A 19723-nucleotide genomic window follows, 5' to 3' on the forward strand; every position below is an offset into this window, starting at 1 on the left:
TCTTCAGCCTATTCCCCGGGCACGCGCCGTCTTCATCCACCCGTCGACGATGTCCCAGGCCGGGAAGGCCACGAGGCAGACACCCGTGATCACCGTGAGGACGCGCATCGTGTCGGCATCCACCCCGTTGTCCGTGAACACGAACTCCAGGAAGGCCGGGTTCAGCAGTTCGCCCCGCAGGAGCAGGGTGAGCGCCCACACCGCGAAGGCGACCGCGAGGACGGTGTTCACGACGGCGGCGGCGACGGTCCACCGGCGGCGCGCGTACACGGCGACGGCCAGTCCGGCCTCGGCGATCATGAGCGCGAGGAGGATGCCGATGCCCACCGGCCAGAGCGCGGGCGCCAGGATCGGGATCGGGTCGCCGCCGGTCGGGAAGAACCCGAGCGTGGCGTCCCACACGATCGCACCGATGCCGGCGAGGAGGAACACGAGCGAGGCGATCACGTCGGCGCGGGCGGCCCCGTGCTCCGTGGGCTCGGGGAGCTGATCGACGTCCCATCGCACCCCGGTGTCCGCACCGGTGCGCTCCAGCACGACGAAGACGAGCGTGACCCAGAAGCACAGGTGCACGATCACCGACAGCGTGACGGAGACGACAGCGCCGATGACCTCTCCGGGGCCGGCACCGTTGATCAGCTGCCCGATCGCGACCCCGACGGCCGCGAACGGCGGCACGATGAACAGGAGCAGCTTCAGCAGCCGCCACCAGGTGAGGTAGTACCGAGGGCCGATGAGGTGCAGCGGCCGGTCGGCGTATCCGGCGGCGAGGATGCCCGGGTCGCCGAGGTCGGTGAGGACGGCCCGTTCCGCTTCCTCCGGGCTCTCGCCCTGTTCCCGCCTCGCGTCGACGGCGTCGGCGATGGCGGCTTCGAGCTCGGCGCGGACCTCGTCCTGCGCCTCCGGTGCGAGGCTGCGGATCGTGGCGCTGATGTAACGCTCGGTGAGCGTGCTCGTGGTCATGTCAGTTCTCCTCGGGGGTGAGGGAGGCGATCGCGCCGGTGAGCGCGCGCCATTCGTCGGTGAGGGTGTCGGCCAGCCGGATGCCGGCCTCCGAGGTGCGGTAGAACTTGCGAGGACGGGCCTCGTCGGTGTTCCACTCGCTCGTCAGGTATTCCTGCTTCTCCAGACGACGGAGCAGCGGATAGAGCGTGTTCGCATCGGTGGCGAAGCCCCGCCTCTCGAGCTGCTCGAGCAGCGCGTACCCGTACTCCGGCGTGCGCAGCAGCTGCAGGCATGCCAGGACCACCGTGCCCCGGCGCAGTTCCTGCAGGTGCGTGTCGAGCGTCTCGTTCATGTCGATCACATTACTGTGTGACGCACACTATCGTCAAGGATACTTATTCGTGCGATTCATCCTTCACCCCTCCACCCCGGTTCCGCGCCCAGCTGCATCTCGATTCAGCGGATCGTCATGCGGCGGATCTCCGCGGCATAGGCGTCAAGCACGCCGAAGATGCCGCGATGCTGCCAGACGCGGTTGCGACTCTTTCCCGAGGTCTCGGTCAGGACTCCTCGCTCCGTCAGCGCGTCGAGCGCGCGCAGCGCCGCCATCTCCCCGAGACCGAGCTCCGCCATGAGGTACTTCGTGTTCACGGCGGGCTGGCCGACGAGGTAAGGGAGCACCTTCCACGCCGCGGCATCCGCACGGATGCCCTCCATCTTCTGACGTGACTCGTCGAGCTGCTCCACCAGGTCATCGACGAGCCCGGTGCCCGTCTTCGCAGCGATGCGGCTGGCCATCGCGAACTCGCGGACGATCGGGCCGGCGTCCCCGTCGCGGAACGCTCCGAGGGCTGCGAAGTAGCGCTCGGTCTCCACGAGAAGTCCCGCGGAGATCGGCACCGCCGTGGACCCGACGAGCTTCTTGTTGCGCAGGATCGACTGCGCCAGGGCGCGCCCGGTGCGACCATTGCCGTCAACGAACGGATGAATGGTCTCGAACTGGGCGTGCGCGACGGCCACCTGCACCAGAATCGACACGTCTTGACGGTCGATGAAGGAAACCAGATCCGCGATCGCACCGGGGATGCGGTCATGGTGTGGGGCGACGAACTTTGCGAAGCGGGGGCCGGCGTTCCCGGTCCCAATCCAGACCTGCTCCCGGCGGTAGCGGCCGGCTTCGTGCTCGAGACCGCGCTGATGCGTCAGCAGCGCGCGGTGCATGGCGAGGATGGAGTCCTCGTTGATGTCGTCGGCCATCCGGAGCGCGGCTTCCATGGCGCGGACGTTGCCTATGACCGTCAGCGCGTTCGCCTTGTCACCCTCTTCGATCTCGGCCAGAGCGAGTTGCTTCGCCGAGGTCGTCAGCTGCTCGATCTGCGAACTCGACGCCGACTCTGTGCGTAGCAGGATCGCCGTCATCGGGCCGAGGGCGGGGTTGTCCATGCCGAGCTTCTTCTGCGCGTGCTGATCGAACTCGACCAGTTGGCGCGTGGCATCCTCGACGTCGGCCGAGTCTTCACCGGAAAGTAGGGGATGCCACTGAGCGATCGGCGACGTGACGGTGGCGTCGTACGGACCCGTCTGGCGCGACACCTCGGCGCGGGAGAACATCGCAGGGGCGCGCGGCACCCACTCGAAGGTCTCGTGGGAGACGGCTTCGATCGTAATGGGTGCGGGTGCGGCTTCTGTTGCCATTCACCAAGTTTACCAACATTTACCGCACTATCTGTTGGTTACGCGTCGTCGAACCATCGGAACAAGATCCGAGCGTGGGCGCGTCCTTTCCCTGGGGTCACGCGGTGCTCTGCTTGCCGTTCGGCGTCGTGGAAGATACTCGCGTGCGACATCATCGCGGCGGAGGTGGCGCACAATGGGGTCATGATCCCCGCCGTCTCGGAGCTCCTCGATTCCGCCCGCGTCGTCGCCCTGCCGATGCAGACCCGCTTCCGCGGCGTCGACACACGGGAGGCCCTGCTGTTCGAAGGGCCGGAGGGCTGGGCCGAATTCTCCCCCTTCGTCGAATACGACGACGCCGAGGCGGCGACCTGGCTGGCCGCCGCGATCGACTACGCATACGCCCCGCAGCCCGCGCCGCTGCGGGATCGGGTGGGCGTCAACGCCACGGTGCCGGCCGTCGACGCCGCTCGTGTGCCCGAGGTCCTGGCGCGCTTCTCCGGATGCCGGACCGCGAAGGTCAAGGTCGCCGAGCCCGGCCAGACCCTGGCGGACGACGTCGACCGGGTCCGTGCCGTCCGCGACGCACTCGGGCCTGAGGGACGCATCCGGATCGACGCCAACGGGCTGTGGAACGTCGACGAGGCCGAGCACGCCGTCCACGCGCTCGCCGCGTTCGACCTGGAGTACGTCGAGCAGCCGTGCGCCTCGGTGCCCGAGCTCGTCGAGCTCCGACGGCGGATCGCCTACATGGGCATCCCGGTCGCGGCGGACGAGAGCATCCGGAAGTCCGGAGACCCCCTCGCCGTGGCGCGCGCGGGAGCCGCGGACATCGTCGTCATCAAAGCGCAGCCGCTGGGCGGGCTCACCCACGCGCTGCAGATCGTCACCGCGGCCGGCCTGCCCGCGGTCGTCTCCAGTGCCCTGGACACCGCTATCGGCCTGACGCAGGGAGCCGCCCTGGCCGCCGCCCTCCCGACCCTCGACTACGACTGCGGTCTGGGCACGGCCTCCCTGTTCCAGGACGACGTCGCCGACCTCCGCCCCGCCGACGGGGCGATCCCGGTCGGACGCCTGTCTCCCGACCCGGCAGCCCTCACGCGCCTCGCCGCCGCGGACGAACGCCGGGAATGGTGGCTGGCCCGACTCGCCCGCTGCCACCACGAGCTGCTGGGGAACCGCGGCGTCTAGGACTCGACGAGGAGTTCCACGAGCCGCCCGAGTTCCTCGCCCCCGGAGTGCCGCAGCGCCGCGTCGTCGCGGCCGGCCATGGCGCCGCGGACGGTCATGCCCTCCCAGAGGATCATCAGCATGCGCGCCGCATCGGTCGCGGGCAGCCGGAGACGCAGCGTGCCCGCCGCCTCCACGATGTCCTCCACGATGCGTGCGATGCTCGCCACCATCTCGCGCTCCTGGGCGAGGTAGGCCTCGCCGAACTGCGGATCGCGCAGGGCCCGGATGCGGATCTCGCTCATGAGCATCACGCCCAGACGGTCGTCGCTGCCGAGCTCCATGATCTGCTGGACGAGATCTGTCGGGTCGCAGTCGTCGGCGAGCTCCCCGTCCGCTCGCATCTGCTCCACGCGAGTCCGCACGGCGGCCACCCTCGCATCGGCGACACCGGCAGCGAGGGTCAGGAACAGCTCGTCCTTCGAGTCGAAGTTCGAGTAGAACGCCCCACGCGTGAAGCCGGCGCGCTCGCAGACCGCCTCGACCGAGGCACCGTCCAGACCGACCTCGGCGAACACCTGCGCGGCGGCCTCCAGCAGACGCGCCTTCGTGTTCTCCCGGCTGCGGGTGGCGGGTGACGACATCGGAACCTCCTGGCCTTCCCTCTCGACGATTCACACCCGGTGCACAGACTCCGGATGGCGGATGACCTTACGATACATCTATGTATCGGATACACCTGTGTATCCACCCGGCACCCCACGGAGATTCGCGTGTCCACACTGCTCTCGTCCCTCGGACGCTGGTCCTTCCGCCACCCGTGGCGCGTCCTCGTCTCCTGGCTGCTCGCCCTCGGCATCGCCGGAGCCGGAGCCGTGGTCCTCGGTGCCGGTACCGACAACACGTTCTCCATCCCCGGAACCGAGTCCCAGGCCGGCCTCGAACAGCTCTCCCGCTCCTTCCCCCAGGTGAGCGGCACGAACGCCCAGTTCATCGTCGTGGCCGCGGACGGCGACGAGATCACCGATGACGCGTACCGCGAGCCGATCGAGGACGCCGTGTCGGAGCTCGGCGACCTCAACGAGGTCCTCGCCGCCACCTCGCCGTACGACGAGATGGTCAACGGCATGATCAACGACGACGACACGGCGGCGATCGTGCGCCTGCAGTTCGACGGCGAGTCCACCGACGTCTCCGAGGAGACCAAGGACGCCCTGCGCTCCACGGTGGACGGGCTGGCGGAAGAGCTTCCCGACGGCGCGCAGGCCTCGCTCGGCGGAGACCTCTTCGCGATCTCGATCCCCGGCGTCACGCTCACCGAGGCCGTGGGCCTGCTCATCGCGCTCCTCGTGCTCATCGTCACGTTCCGGTCGTTCGTCGTCGCCGGACTCCCCCTGCTCACCGCGATCCTCGGCGTCGGCATCTCCATGGCCGGGATCTTCACGGCGACCGCCTTCGCGACCGTCTCCTCCACCACGCCACTGCTCGCCCTGATGCTCGGGCTGGCCGTCGGGATCGACTACGCGCTCTTCATCGTCGCGCGCCACCAGGACCAGGTCCGGGACGGCGTGGAGCCCGAGGAGTCGGCCGCCCGCGCGGTGGGCACGGCCGGATCGGCGGTCGTCTTCGCCGGTGTCACCGTGCTCATCGCACTGATCGGGCTCGGCTTCGCGGGGATCCCGTTCCTCACCACCATGGGCGTCGCGGCGTCCGTGGCCGTCGCGGTCGCCGTGGCGATCGCGGTGACCCTGACCCCCGCCCTGCTCGGATTCCTCAAGGGGCGCGTGGCCGGACGGCCGAAGCGCACGAAGCCCCCGAAGAAGGCGGCCGCGAAGGACACCGCCACGAAGCCCCACGGCAGCCGTCGGTGGGTGGAGGGTGTGACGAAGCACCCCGTCCTCGTCTCCCTCGCGGTCGTCCTCGGCCTCGGCATCGTCGCGGTCCCCGCCCTCAGCCTCGACCTCGCCCTGCCGAACGCCGGCGTCCTGCCGAAGGACTCCGAGGCGCGACAGAACTACGACCTCGTCGGCGAGCAGTTCGGTCCCGGCTTCAACGGCCCCCTCATCCTCACCGGGACCATCGTCACCTCCACCGATCCGCTCGGTCTGATGGAAGACCTCGGAGACGCGGTGGCCGAGGTTCCCGGCGTGAAGGAGGTCGCCCTCGCGACGCCGAACGAGACCGCCGACACCGGCATTGTGCAGATCATCCCGGAGACGGCTCCCGACGACCCCGCGACGGCCGACCTCGTGCGCGAGCTCCGCAGCCACCACGACGAGTGGCTGGACGAGTTCGGCATCGACCTCAAGGTCACCGGCTTCACCGCCGTCGGCATCGACATCTCCGATCAGCTCGGCGCGGCTCTGCTGCCGTTCGGGATCTTCGTGATCGGACTCTCGCTGATCCTCCTCACCATCGTGTTCCGTTCTCTCTGGGTGCCGATCACCGCCGCGGCCGGCTACCTGCTGTCGATCGTCGCCGCCTTCGGTGTCGTCGGGGCGGTCTTCGAGTGGGGCTGGTTCGCCGACCTCCTGCACGTGGCGAAGGTCGGCCCGATCATCAGCTTCATGCCGATCATCCTCATGGGCGTGCTGTTCGGCCTCGCGATGGACTACCAGGTGTTCCTGGTGTCGCGGATGCGCGAGGACTTCGTGCACGATCCGGCCCTCCGCCAGGGGGCGGCGCCCGTGGACCGCGCCACCCGGCGTGCGGCGGCCCTGCGCGCCGTGCGGAGCGGGTTCACCGGGTCGGCGAAGGTCGTCACGGCGGCCGGCCTCATCATGTTCGCGGTGTTCGTGGCCTTCGTGCCCGAGGGCGACTCCTCCCTCAAACCCATCGCCCTCGGACTCGCCGCCGGCATCGCCTTCGACGCCTTCCTCGTGCGGATGACGCTGATCCCGGCGCTGATGGCGATCCTCGGCGAGCGCGCCTGGGAGATCCCGTCGTGGCTGGAGCGGATCCTTCCTCGGGTGGACATCGAGGGCGAGGCGGTGGAACGCGAACGGAACCTCGAAGCCTGGCCGGGAGACGGGTCGCTCGTCGCCGCGGACGACCTGGAGCTCGGCGCGGGACTCCCCGCGGCGCAGGGCCTGTCCCTGCGGGTCGCGCCCGGCGCGGCCCTGATCGTCAGCGGCGCTGATGCCGGAACACTGCGTGCCCTCGCGCTCACCGTCGGCGCGCGGATCGCCCCAGCCGACGGACGCCTCCGCGTCGCCGGGCACCTGCTGCCCGGTCGTGCGGCCTGGGTCCGCTCGCACGTGGGCTGCGTGCTCGCCGACGACGGATCCGTCCTCGCCGACCTCCGCGAAGCCCTCCGCGGCCGTTCCGAGCTCGTGGTGATCGACGGTGCGGACCGGCTCCGCGGCGGCGAGCGCGACCAGGTGGCCGCGATGCTGCGCGACGCGAAGTCCCGTCGTGATCTCGCCGTGTTCGCCACGACCGCCGACCCCGACGCGGCCCGCTCCCTTCTCGCGGAGGCCGGATGGCCGTCCGCCGACGTTCTCGACACGCGCGCGCCCCGCCCGAGCGCCGCAGAAACCACCGAGGTGCCCGCATGACCCTCCCCCTCGAGCGCGCCCGCTCGCGCAAGCCCATCACCTGGCTCACCATCCTCGGTGTCCTGCTGCTGCCGGCAGCGGTCGGCGGCATCCTCATGGCGGCGCTCTACAACCCGACCGAGCGTCTCGACTCCATGACCGCGGCCATCGTGAACCTCGACGAGCCCGTCGAGATCGACGGCCAGACCACTCCCCTGGGACGCCAGCTCGCCTCCGGGCTCGTCGAGGGGTCGGACGACCTCGACTCGAACCTCACGTGGGTCATCTCCAACGAGGAGGACGCCGCCGACGGACTCGCCGACGGCTCGTACCAGGCCGTCATCACGATCCCCGAGGACTTCTCGGCCGCGGCGACCTCCGCGGGCCAGGCGGTCGCCGACGGCGGCGGGGACGCGGAGCAGGCGACGATCCAGGTGACGACGCCCGACGACGGCCTCGCGGCCGACGACCTCATCACCGGACAGATCGCCGACGTGGCGGCCTCGACGCTCGGCACCATGCTGTCCGAGGCGACGACCGAGAACATCCTCGTCGGCTTCACCACCATCGGCGACCAGATCGGCGATGCGGCGGACGGGGCCCTGGAGCTGGCGAAGGGCGCCCGCGACGCGGCCACCGGCGCCGCCGCCCTCCCGCAGGGCGCGACGCAGCTCGCCGCCGGTGCCGGAGAGCTGGGCACCGGGGCCTCCACCCTCGCATCCGGCCTCGACACGATCGCGGGACAGACCCGGCAGGCCGGGACCGGCGCCGGCACCATCGGTGCGGGACTCACCTCCGCGGCGACCGAGCTGCAGGGCCGGGTCGCCGGCGTCCAGAAGCTCACCGGTAGCATCCAGTCGGCGGGCGCGTCAGCGAAGTCGGCCGCGACGGACTCGGCCACGGTCGCACAGGGTCTCGGGACGATGGCGGCCACGGCGTGCGCCGCCGATCCGGAATCGCCGGAGTGCGGACAGCTCTCCGGCCTCGCCTCGAAGGCGGCGGCAGCGGCCACGTCGGCCGGAACCGCCTCCGGCATCCTCAACAACGAAGAGGTTGCCACGGGTGTGGCCGCGCTTCCCGGAACCTTCTCCACCCTGGGCACTCAGCTCGGCGAGGCGGGCGCCGGGGCGACCGAGCTCGCCGGTGGGCTCAACCGCCTGGCGAGCGAGGGCGTGGATCAGTCCGCGGCGGGAGCGCGAGCCCTGTCGTCCGGCGCGACGCAGCTCGCCGACGGCGCGACCCAGCTCGCCGACGGCAGCACGGAACTCGCCACCGGCCTCGACACCCTCGCGACCGGCACCGGCGACCTCGCGGGCGGACTGCGCACCGCGGCGGACTCCCTCCCGTCCTTCAGCGACGAGGAGTCCACATCGCTGGCGTCGGTGATCGCCGATCCGGTGGCGACCGACTCCTCGATGGGCTCGCTCTTCGGTCCCACCGCGATCCCGCTGCTCACCGCGGTGGTGCTGTGGTTCGGCGGTCTCGCGTCGTTCCTGGTCCTCCGCGCCCATACGGCGCGCACGCTCACGTCGCGACGCTCGTCCGCCTCCCTCACCCTCCGCGCGTTCTGGCCGGCCGCGGCGATCGGCGCCGCGCAGGGTCTGCTCGTCTCCCTCATCGTGCAGACCGTGGCGGACTATGACGTTGCGGCATGGTGGGCGTTCGCGGGCACCGCCGTCCTCGCCGGGGTGGTGTTCGCCGCGGTGAACCAGGCCCTCGTCGCGGTGTTCGGCGGCGTCGGACGCTGGATCGCCGCACTGATCGGTGTCATCGCCGTGGCGACGGGACTGATCTCGACCGTGCCCGACTGGCTCGCGAGCATCGGGGCCGCCCTCCCGACCGCACGGGCCTTCGCGGGTCTCGTGGAGGCGAGCGGGGCCGCCGTCGCCGCCCTCGTCGTCTGGGGCGTACTGTCGCTCGTCGCCACGACGGTGGTCGTCGCGGTCCGCCGCACGACCACGGCCCGGGCCGTCGTCACCGCCTGACCCCCCGGGCACAACTTCGGAGATCACGGACGACACGCCGCCGGACACCCCCTGCCGACGGCGTGTCGCGTCCGTTCTCCGAAACAGTGCACGGACGCGACGACGACACCCCGTACCCTCGTGCCATGCGCCGACCGTTCATGGACACTCCGGACCAGCTCGCGAGCCTCGAAGGACAGCAGTATCTCGTCCTCCGGCCGACGGAGGCCGTCGCTTCTGAACATCGGGCCATCCAGGAAGGCGCGCTCGATCGCCTGGGGACGCCCCTGCGGCATCCGCACACGGAGCACGTGACGCTTCGCGGCTTCTTCGAGCCGGAGCGCCGGGAGGAGCTGCGGGCCCTGATCCGCGCCTGGGCCGCGGAACAGAGTCCTCTCGAACTCGTCGCCGACGCCGTGGACGTCTTCCCCGCGCCGTGGCAGATCGTGATCCTGCGCCTCGCCCGCACCCCCGCGCTCGTGCACGCATACGCCTCGCTGACGGAGGTGCTCCGGCCGACGGACTTCCGTCGCCTCGATGAGCTCTCCGTCGAGGACTGGACCTTCCACCTCTCGGTGCTCTACGGCAAGACGCTGGATCCCGAGACATGGGAGCAGCTCGCCGCCACCGAGGTCCGTCCTCTCACACCCTCGCCGACGGAGGTCGTCACCGAGGCCGAGTTCGTCTGGTACGAGGGCGGCGTCGAGCACGCCGAGGTCATCCCCCTCGGCGGCTGAGCCCGGCTCCGGCGGGCACGACTTCGGAGATGCCGGACGACACACCGCGACCGAGGTCCGCCCGTCGGTGTGTCCCTCGCGATCTCCGAAGCTGTGCTCGGCCGGTTCAGCTCAGGCCGGAGTAGGCGTGCAGGCCCTTGAAGAAGACGTTGACGATGGTGAAGTTGAAGATCACGGCGGTGAAGCCGACGATCGACAGCCAGGCCGAAGGGTTGCCGCGCCAGCCGCGGGTCGCCCTGGCGTGGATGTACCCGGCGTAGAGCACCCAGATCACGAAGGTCCAGGTCTCCTTCACGTCGAAGCCCCAGAAGCGGCTCCACGCGTAGTACGCCCAGATGGACCCGGCGATGAGGGTGAAGGTCCAGAGGATGAAGCCGATGATCGTGAACAGGTACGCCAGGCTCTCCAGGCGCTCCGCCGGTGGGAAGGTGCGCAGGAAGCCGGGGCCGGTCTTGGCCGCCCCCTCACCGAGCAGCCGCTCGCGCCGGGCCTGCATGAGCTGGATCACCGAGAGCGCGAAGGCGAGGGCGAAGAACGCTGTCGCGAGCGAGGCGACGAACACGTGGATGATCAGCCACACGCTCTTCAGCGGGTCCATCAGCGGCGAGACCTCGACGTAGAAGTTCGTCGCGCCGAGGCCCAGGAGGACCACGACCAGGCCCGTGATGAACGTGCCGAGGAAGCGCAGGTCGAGGCGGGTGAGCACCGCCAGGTAGACGGCGATGATGAGCAGCGTTCCGACCATGCCGAACTCGTACAGGTTCGCCCACGGCACCCGACCGGCCGCGATGCCGCGCGTCACAGCGGCGGCGAGGTGGAACACGAAGCCGAGCACGGTGAGCGAGGTGCCGATTCGCGCCATGACGAACCGCTGCGGTGCCGACGTCGGCGCTCCGGTCGCATCGAGGGGCGCGGAGACGCTCCCGGAACGACCGGCGGCCACGAGCTCGCCCTCGCGGACGGTGTGGGCGTCGGCCGTCGCCTGCGAGCGGCGCGCGAGATCGAAGGCGTAGGCCACGAAGGCCGCCGCGTAGATCGCGATCGCCGTCCACAGCAGGACGGGCGAGATCACGGTGAGCTCGAGCATGGTGTCAGTCTACTTTCCGGGTGCCGGGGCCGCAGGGTCCGCGGCGGCGTCCGCGGCATCCTCGTCGGCGTCTTCAGGGGTGCGGGCGGTCGTGCCTCCCGCGGCGTCGAGCAGTCGGGCGTGACCGGCGCGGAGGTCGTCCACGGCGCGGGCGAGCGTGGGGTCTTCCCCTCGGGCCAGGGCCGCGTACTCGAGCTCGACCGCGCCGTCCGCCGCGGTGGCCTTCACCCACACGCGCCGACGCGGCACGAACAGGGCGAGCATGAGGCCGCCGAGGGCGAGCAGCGCGAAGCCGAGCACGAACACCCCGGACTCGTCGCGGTGGATCTGCAGGGAGGCGAAGCGCTTGACGGACTCCGAGGTGTCGGTGGCGCCCTCCGGCGACTCGTCGTCGAAGGTCACCGAGCCGAGGCCGTTCGGCAGCTGCGCGGTCTCACCCGGGGACAGCTCGATCGACTCGACGTCGGTGCTGCGTCCGGTGAGCTTGGTCATGTCGGAGGTGTCGAGCACGTAGACCGAGCGCGGCACACCGTCGTTGATCCCGAGGTCACCCGTGTACACGTCGAGCGTGAGCGTCGGGTTCGTGAGGTCGGGGTACGCCGAGAAGAAGGCGCCCGTGTCGAGCACGCCCGTGGTCGGGTAGAAGAAGCCGACGAGGCCCACCTGCTCGGCCAGGCCGTCCGGGACCTTGAGCACGCCGAGCGAGGTCATGTTGTTGTCCTGCGGGAGGAAGGGCGTGCTGTTGTGGAACACCACGTTGCCCTCGGGGTCGCGCACCGTCACCGTCGGGGCGTACCCGTTGCCGAGCAGGAACACGTCGTCGTCGGCCACGCCCAGGGGCTCGTTGACCTTGACGGCACCCTCGCGCTCCTCGCCGTTCTCCTGGATGGTCATGTTCGCGGAGAAGTTGCCCGCCTGGCCGGAGCCCGGCTCGCCGAACGGCTGATACGTGACGTCGAAGGAGTCGAGCCGCATCGAGTACGGCGCGAAGGAGTCGTCGGCCACGAAGCGCCCGCGGTTCATGGAGTCGTAGTCGAGCAGCGTGTTGGCGAAGGTCTCCCCCTCGACGAGCACGCGCTGCCCGGTGTAGGCGAAGCCGCCGCCGACGCCGATCGTCACGAGCACGCCGACGAGGGCGAGGTGGAAGAGCAGGTTGCCCGTCTCCCGCCAGTAGCCGCGCTCGGCCGACACGGAGTACGTGCGCCCGCGGTCGTAGCGCTCCACGCGGTAGCCGAGCGCCTTCAGCTGCTTCGTGGCGACGTCGATCGAGGCGGCGGCCTCCGCGGCGGCGTCGCCCGTGCGCGTGCCGGAGTCGTCGACCGTGTCGCGGGTGACGGCGCGGTAGTCCTCCAGGCGTCGCAGCCGCGCGGGCGTGCGCGGCGGGCGGGCCTGCAGCGCCTTGGCGTGGTGCTTGATGCGCGGGATGACGCAGCCGACGAGCGAGGTGAACAGCAGCAGGTAGATCGCCGAGAACCAGGGCGACAGGTACACGTCGAAGAGCTTGAGCGCGTCGAGCACCGGGAACAGGTCGGGGTTGTCGCGCTCCCACTGCGTCACGCCGTTCGGGTCGGCCATCCGCTGCGGGAAGATCGATCCGGGGATGGCCGCGATCGCCAGGACGAGCAGCAGGACGAGCGCCGTGCGCATCGAGGTGAGCTGACGCCACCCCCACCGCAACCAGCCGACGAAGCCGAGGCGCGGCTGGTTGATGCTGTCGTCGCCGTCGACGTGGTCGGACGGGCGGAGCGGATCGCTGGAGTCGGTGGTCACGGCACCCTTGTTCTTCGTCATGGTCGTCTCGGAGCGGTCAGAGCGGGAGGATGACACTGCCGATCACCGCCGTCAGCCGCGACATGATGTCGGTCCACAGGCCGGTGACCATCAGGACGCCGAGCAGGATCAGCAGCACGCCGCCGAGGATGTTCACGACCCGGATGTGGCGGCGCAGGAACCCGATGGCCTTGGTCGCCCAGCCGAAGCCGAGCGCCACGAGCAGGAACGGGATGCCGAGGCCGAGGGAGTACGCGAGGCCGAGGAAGCCCGCGCGCACGGGGTCGCCCGCGTTGAAGGAGAGCGCGAGGATGGCGGCGAGCGTGGGGCCCATGCAGGGCGCCCAGCCGATGCCGAGTGCGACGCCGAGGAGCGGAGCCCCGACCATCCCGGCCTTCGAGTCCACGTGGAAGCGGAGCTCCTTCTGCGCGAACCCGAAGAGCCCGAGGAAGACCAGGCCCATCGCGATGATGACGACGCCGAGGATGCGGGTGATGAGGTCGCCCCACTGGAGCAGGAACACGCCGGCGGTGCCGCCGAGCACCGTGTAGAGGATGAACACCACGGTGAAGCCGAGGATGAACAGCAGCACACCGAGCACGAGGCGGCTGCGCGTCGCCGTCTGCGTGGTGCCGCCGCCGGTCGTCGAGGTGCCCCGCGGCGTGACGGCTCCGCCGAGGAAGCCGAGGTAGCCCGGAACGAGCGGCAGCACGCAGGGCGAGAGGAACGAGACGAGTCCGGCGAGCATCGCCACCGGGACCGCGATCCAGAGGGCTCCGGATCCGATGATCACATCGGGGTTCACGACGACCTCGCGCACATCAGGAGTCCTCCGCCAGCGCGTCCTTGACGAGCGTGGAGAGGACGGAGGTGCCGTCGATCGGACCGATGATCTTCGCGGCGACGCGACCCTGCTTGTCGAGCACGAGCGTGGTGGGGGTGGCCGAGATCGGCACGACCTTGGCGAAGGCGAGCTTGGCCTGGGCGGTGTCGACGTCGATGAGGCTCGGGTACGTGATCCCGAACTCGTCGGCGAACGCGACAGCCGTGTCGGCCTGGTCGCGCGTGTTGATGCCGATGAACTGCACGTCCGCGTCCTGGTGCTCCTGCCAGACGGCCTCCAGGTCGGGGGCCTCGACGCGGCACGGGGCGCAGCCGGCGTACCAGAAGTTGACGACCGCGACCTGTCCTGCGATGTCGGCACTGTCGAAGTCTTCGCCGTGCTCCGTGACTCCGGCGAACTCGACCGGCTCGCCACGCTCGGCGACGGGGATCTCGACGATCGCGCCGTCGGCGGCGACGTACCCGGTGTTCTCGCCGCTCAGGAACGACTCGCTCACGGGGTCGGGGGCGCAGGCGCTCAGACCGACGGCGAGCACCGCAGCGAGCGCAGCTCCGCCCAGGCGGCCGAGGGGCCGAAGACGGGAGGGGCGGCCGTTGCGGATCGGGTGAATCCTGGAAGCGCGGGACACGTCTCCGAGTTTACGCAGAGCTTCCTATGCATCGGCCGGGTACCCCCGGGGGGAGTCAGAAGCGCGCGAGCACGTCGTCCACCCCGGCGCGGAACCGCGGACAGGTCGCGATGTCGTGCGCCCGGCACCCCATGGCGTGCTCCGTCATTTCCCGGGATCGGCGCATCTCCTCCATCCGCCTGTCGAGGTCGTCGAGATGCTGCTGCAGCACCTGATGCCGGCCCGCGCTGCCGTCGTCGAGGAGCACGGCGATCTGGTCGAGGCTCATGCCGGCGGCCTTGCTGCGCTGGATGACGGCGATGCGCACGACCTCGTCCTCGCCGTAGCGACGCCGGCCCGCCGCGTCCCGGGGTGGCCGCAGCAGGCCGACCGTCTCCCAGTGCCGCAGGACGTTCGTCGGCAGGTCGAAACGCGCGGCGACCTCGCCGACGGACCAGGGATGCAGGTCGCTTGACTTCATGTTGACATGAAGTCACAGACTGGTGCCGAACGCAAGACGCGAGAAGGGAACCGCCATGTACGACGCGATCGTGATCGGTGCCGGCCCCGCCGGACTCCAGGCGGCTCTCACCCTCGGACGGATGCACCGGCCCGTGCTCCTGCTGGACTCCGGCGAGTACCGCAACGGCACCGTGCAGCACATGCACAACATGATCGGCGCCGACGGGAAGGCCCCGGCGGACCTCCGCGCCCAGGCCCGGGCCGAGCTCGCGGCCTATGCGGACGTCGAGGTGCGGCACGTCGCGGCGCAACGGATCTCCGGCGACGCGGAGACGGGGTTCTCGGTGAGCCTCGCCGACGGGTCGGTGACCGACGCACGACGGGTGATCCTGGCGACCGGCGTCGCGGACGATCTCCCGCCGGTGCGGGGTCTCGCCGAGCTGTGGGGCGTCCGGGTCTTCAGCTGCCCGTTCTGCGACGGACACGAGCACGCCGGGAAGCCGATCGCGATCCTCGGCGCGGCACCCCGGGCGGCCCATCTGATCGGGTTGCTCGGCCGGATCGTCGGCGAGATCACGGTGGTCCCGGTGGGAGAGCCGTTCGCCGCGGAGGACCGTACCGCGCTGGAGGAGCTCGGGGTACGGGTGGCCTCCGCTCCGGTCGAGGCTGTCGCCGCGCACGGAGACGGGGTGCGGGTGCTCAGCGCCGAGGGCGACCTCGACGTCGCGGGCGTGTTCGTGGCCTCCGGCACGATGCGACACCGGGCGCCCTTCGCCGCCGACCTCGGGCTGCGGATGCTGGAGTCGGGGTCCATCGAGATCGATGAGTTCGGGAGGACGTCGCGTCCTGGGGTCCTCGCGGCGGGCGACCTCGCCCATCGCGCGACCCTCCCCGGCCCGATGGCCTCGGTCCTGCTCGCCGCCGCGGCCGGTCAGCTCGCCGCGGTGGGGGTGATCCAGTCCCTCTGACTTCGAACCGCCGGATTGGTCCCATCTCCGGGCCGGACGGGGCCATTCAGGCGATTCGAACAGGGGGTCAGACGGCCCCGACGTCGACAGCACCGCCGGTCGCGGCGGGCTCGGCGTAGGAGACCTCGCGCCAGACGTCGCCCACGCGTTCGAACGAGGTCACACTCGACAGGGCGCAGCGGCGGGTCCGCGGGTCATGCTGCAGCGGGAGGCCGGCCACGCGGAGGTGCGTGATCCAGATCGGCGCCTGATGCGACACCATCACGATGTCCCCCGCGGTCGGGATCTCGGCCGCGGCCGTCCATGCCTCATCCATCACGCCGAGCATGCGCTCCGCGATCGAGGCGTACGGCTCCCCCCAGCTCGGCAGCGACGGCTGGCGCAGGTGCCACCAGTTCACCGGATTCATCAGCGACCGCCGCATCCGGGTGCCCTCGAACACGTTCGTCGGCTCGATCAGGCGGATGTCCGTCTCGGGTTCGAGGTCGAACACCTCCGCGAAGGGGGCGGCCGACTCCTGCGCGCGCTCCAGAGGCGACGCGAACAGCGCGGTCACCGGATCGCCGAGCCCGGCCACATGCTCCGCCGCCGCGTGCGCCATCTCCTCCCCCGCGGTGCTGAGGTGATAATCGGGCAACCGTCCGTAGAGCACGCGGGACGGGTTGTGCACCTCACCGTGGCGAACGAGGTGCAGAAGTGATGCCGCCACGTCAGACCTCGCGGTAGCGGGACTCGCCGAAGCCGAGGACCAGATAGCCGATGTAGGGGAAGAGGAACAACAGGAAGAAGGAGAACACCCCGCCCTTGCCGAAGCGCGCGCCGAGCTTGAATGCGACGATGACCCCGAGGATGAAGTTCGCGATCGGCACGAGGTAGAGCAGGGCGAACCAGCCCGACATCCCGGCGATCTTCACGAGGAACACGACATTCACGATCGGGATGATCGCGAGGATTCCGGGGTACCCCGCCTTGGTGAAGACCTTCCACAGCCCGACCACGACGAGGATGTAGAAGATGAGGGCGATGAGCCCTGTCGTGCCGGAGAAGATCGCGCCGAACAGGTCGGGAAGGCCGTTGCCGTCCGAGATGGAGAGGTTCATGGGGTGCGCCTTTCGTCGTGGCGATCCTACTGAGGTGCCGCTGCTCCGCGCAGGCGACCCGGCCGGGAAGGGCCGGGACGCCCGCGTAGACTGGGCGGGTTCATCTTTCCCCGGATCAGGAGGAATCCTCCGTGCTGCGCACCCACTCCGCAGGCTCCCTGCGCGCCGAGAACATCGGTCAGACCGTCACCCTCACCGGGTGGGTCGATCGTCGTCGTGACCACGGAGGCGTCGCTTTCATCGATCTGCGGGACGCGTCGGGCATCGCCCAGGTCGTCATCCGCGACGAGGAGATCGCCCACCCGCTGCGCAACGAGTTCGTCCTCAAGGTCACCGGGGAGGTGTCGCGTCGCCCCGAGGGGAACGCGAACCCGAACCTGCCGTCCGGCGAGATCGAGGTCATCGCGGCCGAGGTCGAGGTGCTGAACGAGTCGGCGCCGCTGCCGTTCCAGGTCTCGACCGCTCTGGCCGACACCGAGACCGTCGGCGAGGAGGCACGCCTGAAGTATCGCTACCTCGACCTCCGCCGCCCGGCCGCCGCCTCCGCGCTGCGCCTGCGGTCCGACGTCTACAAGGCGATCCGCGACGTGCTGCACGCCGAGGACTTCACCGAGGTCGAGACCCCGACCCTCACCCGTTCCACGCCGGAGGGCGCCCGCGACTTCGTCGTCCCGGCCCGTCTGCACCCGGGCAGCTGGTACGCCCTGCCCCAGTCCCCGCAGCTCTTCAAGCAGCTGCTCATGGTCGGCGGTGTGGAGAAGTACTTCCAGATCGCCCGCTGCTACCGCGACGAGGACTTCCGCGCCGACCGTCAGCCCGAGTTCACGCAGCTCGACATCGAGATGAGCTTCGTCGACCAGGAGGACGTGATCGCCCTCATGGAGTCGCTCATCGTGGCGATGTGGAAGACGATCGGCGTCGAGGTGCAGACTCCGCTGCCGCGGATGACGTACGCCGATGCCATGGCGAAGTACGGCTCCGACAAGCCCGACCTCCGCTTCGGGCTCGAGCTCGTCGAGGCGACGGACTACTTCACGGACACCCCGTTCCGCGTGTTCCAGGCCGAGTACGTCGGCGCGGTGCGCATGCCCGGAGGTGCCAGCCAGCCGCGCAAGCAGCTCGACGCGTGGCAGGACTGGGCCAAGCAGCGCGGCGCCCGCGGCCTCGCCTACGTGCTGTTCAACGAGGACGGTTCCCTGGGCGGACCCGCCGCGAAGAACCTCTCCGAGGCCGAGCAGGCGGGTCTGGCGGAGTTCGTCGGCGCCGAGCCGGGCGACTGCGTGTTCTTCGCCGCCGGTGCCACCAAGGAGAGCCGGGCGCTGCTCGGCGCCGCACGGGTCGAGATCGGCCGTCGCCTCGGGTACCTGAACCCGGACGAGTTCGCCTTCACGTGGGTCGTCGACGCCCCGATGTTCGAGCCCGCCGCGGATGCGGTCGCCTCCGGAGACGTGGCCGTGGGTGCGGGCGCCTGGACGGCCGTGCACCACGCGTTCACGGGCCCGAAGCCCGAGTTCGAGGACACGTTCGACACCGACCCCGGATCGGCCCTCGCCTACGCGTACGACATCGTGTGCAACGGCTCGGAGCTCGGCGGCGGGTCCATCCGCATCCACCGCGAGGACATCCAGAAGCGGGTCTTCGAGGTCATGGGCATCAGCGACGAGGTGGCGCAGGAGCAGTTCGGCTTCCTCCTCGACGCGTTCAAGTTCGGCGCTCCCCCGCACGGCGGCATCGCGCTCGGCATGGACCGCGTGCTCCAGCACCTGACCAAGACCGAGTCGATCCGCGATGTCATCGCCTTCCCGAAGTCCGGCAACGGCTTCGATCCGCTGACCTCCGCTCCCGCTCCGATCACCCCGGAGCAGCGCGCCGAGGCCGGCGTCGACTTCACCCCCGAGGACGAGGCCTGACCCGCCGAGACCTTGTCTTACCGCCGAGACCCCGGGACACTGCCGCCGGCAGCCCGGGGTCTCGTCGCGTACCCGGGGTCTCGGCGAAGAAAGAGGAGGCTAGGCGAAGAGGGGGGCGAGGTTCTCGTTCCACACGTCGACACCGAGCTTCGCGATGAGAGCCACCACCACGACGAGGAACACCACGCGGATGAACGTCGTGCCGCGGGAGATGGCCATCCGCGAGCCCAGGTAGCTGCCGGCGACGTTCGCGACCGCGAGGATGCCCCCGAGCAGCCACAGCACCGAGCCGTGCGGGATGAAGAGGAGCAGGGCCCCCGCGTTCGTCGCGAGGTTGACGATCTTGGCCTTCGCGCTCGCCTGCAGGAAGTCGTACCCCAGCAGCGCGACGAGGGTGATCACGAGGAAGGTGCCCGTCCCCGGACCGATCATGCCGTCGTAGAACCCGATGCCGAGCCCGGCCAGCCCGGCCATGATGTGGTGTTTGTGTCCGTGGAAGCGCAGCTGCGTCGCCGCCCCGAGCTGCGGACGGAGCGCGGTGAACAGGGCGACCGCCAGCAGCGCGATCACGATGATGGGCTTGAAGGCGGCCGGGGGCAGCACCGTCGCGACCGCCGCGCCGCCGAACGAGCCGATCAACGCGATCACCGCCATCGGCAGGGCCGTGCGGAGGTCGGGCTTGGCACGGCGGTAGTAGGTGATGCTGCTGGTCGCGGTCCCGAACACGGAGGCGAGCTTGTTCGTCGCGAGCGCCTGGACCGGGGCGATGCCGGGGATGAGGAGCAGTGCCGGAAGCTGCAGCAGTCCTCCGCCGCCGACGACCGCGTCGATCCACCCGGCACTGAACGCCGCCACGATGATGAGGATCAGCATCCCCCAGGTGAGCTGCTCGAGTCCGAGGAGGCTGCCGATATCCACCCCGCCATGATTCCAGACCCGCGGGCACCGT

General features: G+C 70.3%; 18 protein-coding genes. 6 read left to right on the plus strand and 12 right to left on the minus strand.

The window, feature by feature from the left end:
• Positions 1–3: 3 nt before the first annotated feature.
• The 3 genes from AB0P08_RS02245 to AB0P08_RS02255 form a co-directional block, all read right to left on the minus strand.
• Positions 4–963, minus strand: coding sequence for a permease prefix domain 1-containing protein (locus tag AB0P08_RS02245; RefSeq protein ID WP_363587867.1), 960 nt, complete (start codon positions 961–963; stop codon positions 4–6).
• A gap of 1 nt (position 964) precedes the next feature.
• On the minus strand, positions 965–1297 hold the full coding sequence (locus AB0P08_RS02250) for a PadR family transcriptional regulator (protein WP_363587869.1): 333 nt from the start codon (positions 1295–1297) through the stop codon (positions 965–967).
• Positions 1298–1401: 104 nt separating this feature from the next.
• The gene (locus AB0P08_RS02255; protein WP_363587871.1) at positions 1402–2640 is read right to left on the minus strand and encodes a Fic family protein; all 1239 of its coding nucleotides are present in this window, start codon (positions 2638–2640) and stop codon (positions 1402–1404) included.
• 183 nt (positions 2641–2823) lie between these two features.
• Here AB0P08_RS02255 and AB0P08_RS02260 point away from each other — a divergent pair, with 183 nt between their 5' ends.
• A complete protein-coding gene (locus tag AB0P08_RS02260; RefSeq protein ID WP_363587873.1) occupies positions 2824–3810 on the plus strand; it encodes an o-succinylbenzoate synthase in 987 nt (328 codons plus the stop codon).
• Here AB0P08_RS02260 and AB0P08_RS02265 read toward each other — a convergent pair.
• Positions 3807–4433: a TetR/AcrR family transcriptional regulator gene (locus tag AB0P08_RS02265; protein ID WP_259952956.1), complete on the minus strand. Its 627-nt coding sequence runs from the start codon at positions 4431–4433 to the stop codon at positions 3807–3809. The two genes, AB0P08_RS02260 and AB0P08_RS02265, sit on opposite strands and share 4 nt — an antisense overlap.
• 129 nt (positions 4434–4562) lie before the next feature.
• Here AB0P08_RS02265 and AB0P08_RS02270 point away from each other — a divergent pair, with 129 nt between their 5' ends.
• The 3 genes from AB0P08_RS02270 to AB0P08_RS02280 all read left to right on the plus strand — a co-directional run bounded on the left by AB0P08_RS02270 (position 4563) and on the right by AB0P08_RS02280 (position 10026).
• Entirely contained in the window at positions 4563–7346 is a 2784-nt protein-coding gene (locus AB0P08_RS02270) for an efflux RND transporter permease subunit (RefSeq protein ID WP_363587875.1), read from the plus strand.
• A complete protein-coding gene (locus AB0P08_RS02275) occupies positions 7343–9310 on the plus strand; it encodes a YhgE/Pip family protein (RefSeq protein ID WP_363587877.1) in 1968 nt (655 codons plus the stop codon). Before AB0P08_RS02270 ends, AB0P08_RS02275 begins: the two co-directional genes overlap by 4 nt.
• Positions 9311–9435: 125 nt before the next feature.
• Positions 9436–10026: a 2'-5' RNA ligase family protein gene (locus AB0P08_RS02280; RefSeq protein WP_363587879.1), complete on the plus strand. Its 591-nt coding sequence runs from the start codon at positions 9436–9438 to the stop codon at positions 10024–10026.
• Positions 10027–10132: 106 nt separating this feature from the next.
• On the opposite strand, the gene ccsB is transcribed toward AB0P08_RS02280, so the two are convergent.
• Genes ccsB through AB0P08_RS02305 form a run of 5 tightly spaced genes read right to left on the minus strand, consistent with a single transcriptional unit; the run spans position 10133 to position 14815 of the window.
• Entirely contained in the window at positions 10133–11113 is a 981-nt protein-coding gene (ccsB, locus tag AB0P08_RS02285) for a c-type cytochrome biogenesis protein CcsB (protein ID WP_363587881.1), read from the minus strand.
• Positions 11114–11122: 9 nt separating this feature from the next.
• Positions 11123–12904: a cytochrome c biogenesis protein ResB gene (gene resB / locus AB0P08_RS02290; RefSeq protein WP_363587883.1), complete on the minus strand. Its 1782-nt coding sequence runs from the start codon at positions 12902–12904 to the stop codon at positions 11123–11125.
• A 16-nt stretch (positions 12905–12920) separates the two neighbouring features.
• Entirely contained in the window at positions 12921–13688 is a 768-nt protein-coding gene (locus tag AB0P08_RS02295; RefSeq protein ID WP_363588602.1) for a cytochrome c biogenesis CcdA family protein, read from the minus strand.
• Positions 13689–13704: 16 nt separating this feature from the next.
• Entirely contained in the window at positions 13705–14355 is a 651-nt protein-coding gene (locus tag AB0P08_RS02300; RefSeq protein WP_522727288.1) for a TlpA family protein disulfide reductase, read from the minus strand.
• Positions 14356–14410: 55 nt separating this feature from the next.
• Positions 14411–14815: a MerR family transcriptional regulator gene (locus AB0P08_RS02305; RefSeq protein WP_187663329.1), complete on the minus strand. Its 405-nt coding sequence runs from the start codon at positions 14813–14815 to the stop codon at positions 14411–14413.
• 55 nt (positions 14816–14870) lie between these two features.
• On the opposite strand from AB0P08_RS02305, the gene AB0P08_RS02310 reads away from it, so the two are divergent.
• The gene (locus AB0P08_RS02310) at positions 14871–15764 is read left to right on the plus strand and encodes an NAD(P)/FAD-dependent oxidoreductase (RefSeq protein WP_363587885.1); all 894 of its coding nucleotides are present in this window, start codon (positions 14871–14873) and stop codon (positions 15762–15764) included.
• 67 nt (positions 15765–15831) lie between these two features.
• Here the strand turns inward: AB0P08_RS02310 and AB0P08_RS02315 are convergent, their stop codons facing one another.
• Positions 15832–16473, minus strand: coding sequence for a histidine phosphatase family protein (locus tag AB0P08_RS02315; protein WP_363587887.1), 642 nt, complete (start codon positions 16471–16473; stop codon positions 15832–15834).
• Position 16474: 1 nt separating this feature from the next.
• Positions 16475–16864 carry a DUF5684 domain-containing protein gene (locus AB0P08_RS02320; protein WP_187663326.1) on the minus strand — a complete coding sequence of 130 codons (390 nt, stop codon included), beginning with the start codon at positions 16862–16864 and terminating at the stop codon, positions 16475–16477.
• A 131-nt stretch (positions 16865–16995) separates the two neighbouring features.
• Between AB0P08_RS02320 and aspS the strand changes: the two genes are divergently transcribed.
• Positions 16996–18774, plus strand: coding sequence for an aspartate--tRNA ligase (aspS, locus tag AB0P08_RS02325; protein ID WP_363587889.1), 1779 nt, complete (start codon positions 16996–16998; stop codon positions 18772–18774).
• 99 nt (positions 18775–18873) lie between these two features.
• On the opposite strand, the gene AB0P08_RS02330 is transcribed toward aspS, so the two are convergent.
• Positions 18874–19647 carry a sulfite exporter TauE/SafE family protein gene (locus tag AB0P08_RS02330; RefSeq protein WP_187664096.1) on the minus strand — a complete coding sequence of 258 codons (774 nt, stop codon included), beginning with the start codon at positions 19645–19647 and terminating at the stop codon, positions 18874–18876.
• Positions 19648–19723 lie beyond the last annotated feature (76 nt).

The sequence above is a fragment of the Microbacterium meiriae genome (genome assembly GCF_040686935.1).
Lineage (GTDB): Bacteria > Actinomycetota > Actinomycetes > Actinomycetales > Microbacteriaceae > Microbacterium > Microbacterium meiriae.

Coding starts and splice junctions, on each gene's coding strand:
- AB0P08_RS02245 (WP_363587867.1), bottom strand. CDS start 963: ATGACCACGAGCACGCTCACCGAGCGTTACATCAGCGCCACGATCCGC.
- AB0P08_RS02255 (WP_363587871.1), bottom strand. CDS start 2,640: ATGGCAACAGAAGCCGCACCCGCACCCATTACGATCGAAGCCGTCTCC.
- AB0P08_RS02250 (WP_363587869.1), bottom strand. CDS start 1,297: ATGAACGAGACGCTCGACACGCACCTGCAGGAACTGCGCCGGGGCACG.
- resB (WP_363587883.1), bottom strand. CDS start 12,904: ATGACGAAGAACAAGGGTGCCGTGACCACCGACTCCAGCGATCCGCTC.
- AB0P08_RS02260 (WP_363587873.1), top strand. CDS start 2,824: ATGATCCCCGCCGTCTCGGAGCTCCTCGATTCCGCCCGCGTCGTCGCC.
- ccsB (WP_363587881.1), bottom strand. CDS start 11,113: ATGCTCGAGCTCACCGTGATCTCGCCCGTCCTGCTGTGGACGGCGATC.
- AB0P08_RS02275 (WP_363587877.1), top strand. CDS start 7,343: ATGACCCTCCCCCTCGAGCGCGCCCGCTCGCGCAAGCCCATCACCTGG.
- AB0P08_RS02320 (WP_187663326.1), bottom strand. CDS start 16,864: ATGAACCTCTCCATCTCGGACGGCAACGGCCTTCCCGACCTGTTCGGC.
- AB0P08_RS02310 (WP_363587885.1), top strand. CDS start 14,871: ATGTACGACGCGATCGTGATCGGTGCCGGCCCCGCCGGACTCCAGGCG.
- AB0P08_RS02280 (WP_363587879.1), top strand. CDS start 9,436: ATGCGCCGACCGTTCATGGACACTCCGGACCAGCTCGCGAGCCTCGAA.
- AB0P08_RS02265 (WP_259952956.1), bottom strand. CDS start 4,433: ATGTCGTCACCCGCCACCCGCAGCCGGGAGAACACGAAGGCGCGTCTG.
- AB0P08_RS02305 (WP_187663329.1), bottom strand. CDS start 14,815: ATGAAGTCAAGCGACCTGCATCCCTGGTCCGTCGGCGAGGTCGCCGCG.
- AB0P08_RS02330 (WP_187664096.1), bottom strand. CDS start 19,647: ATGCTGATCCTCATCATCGTGGCGGCGTTCAGTGCCGGGTGGATCGAC.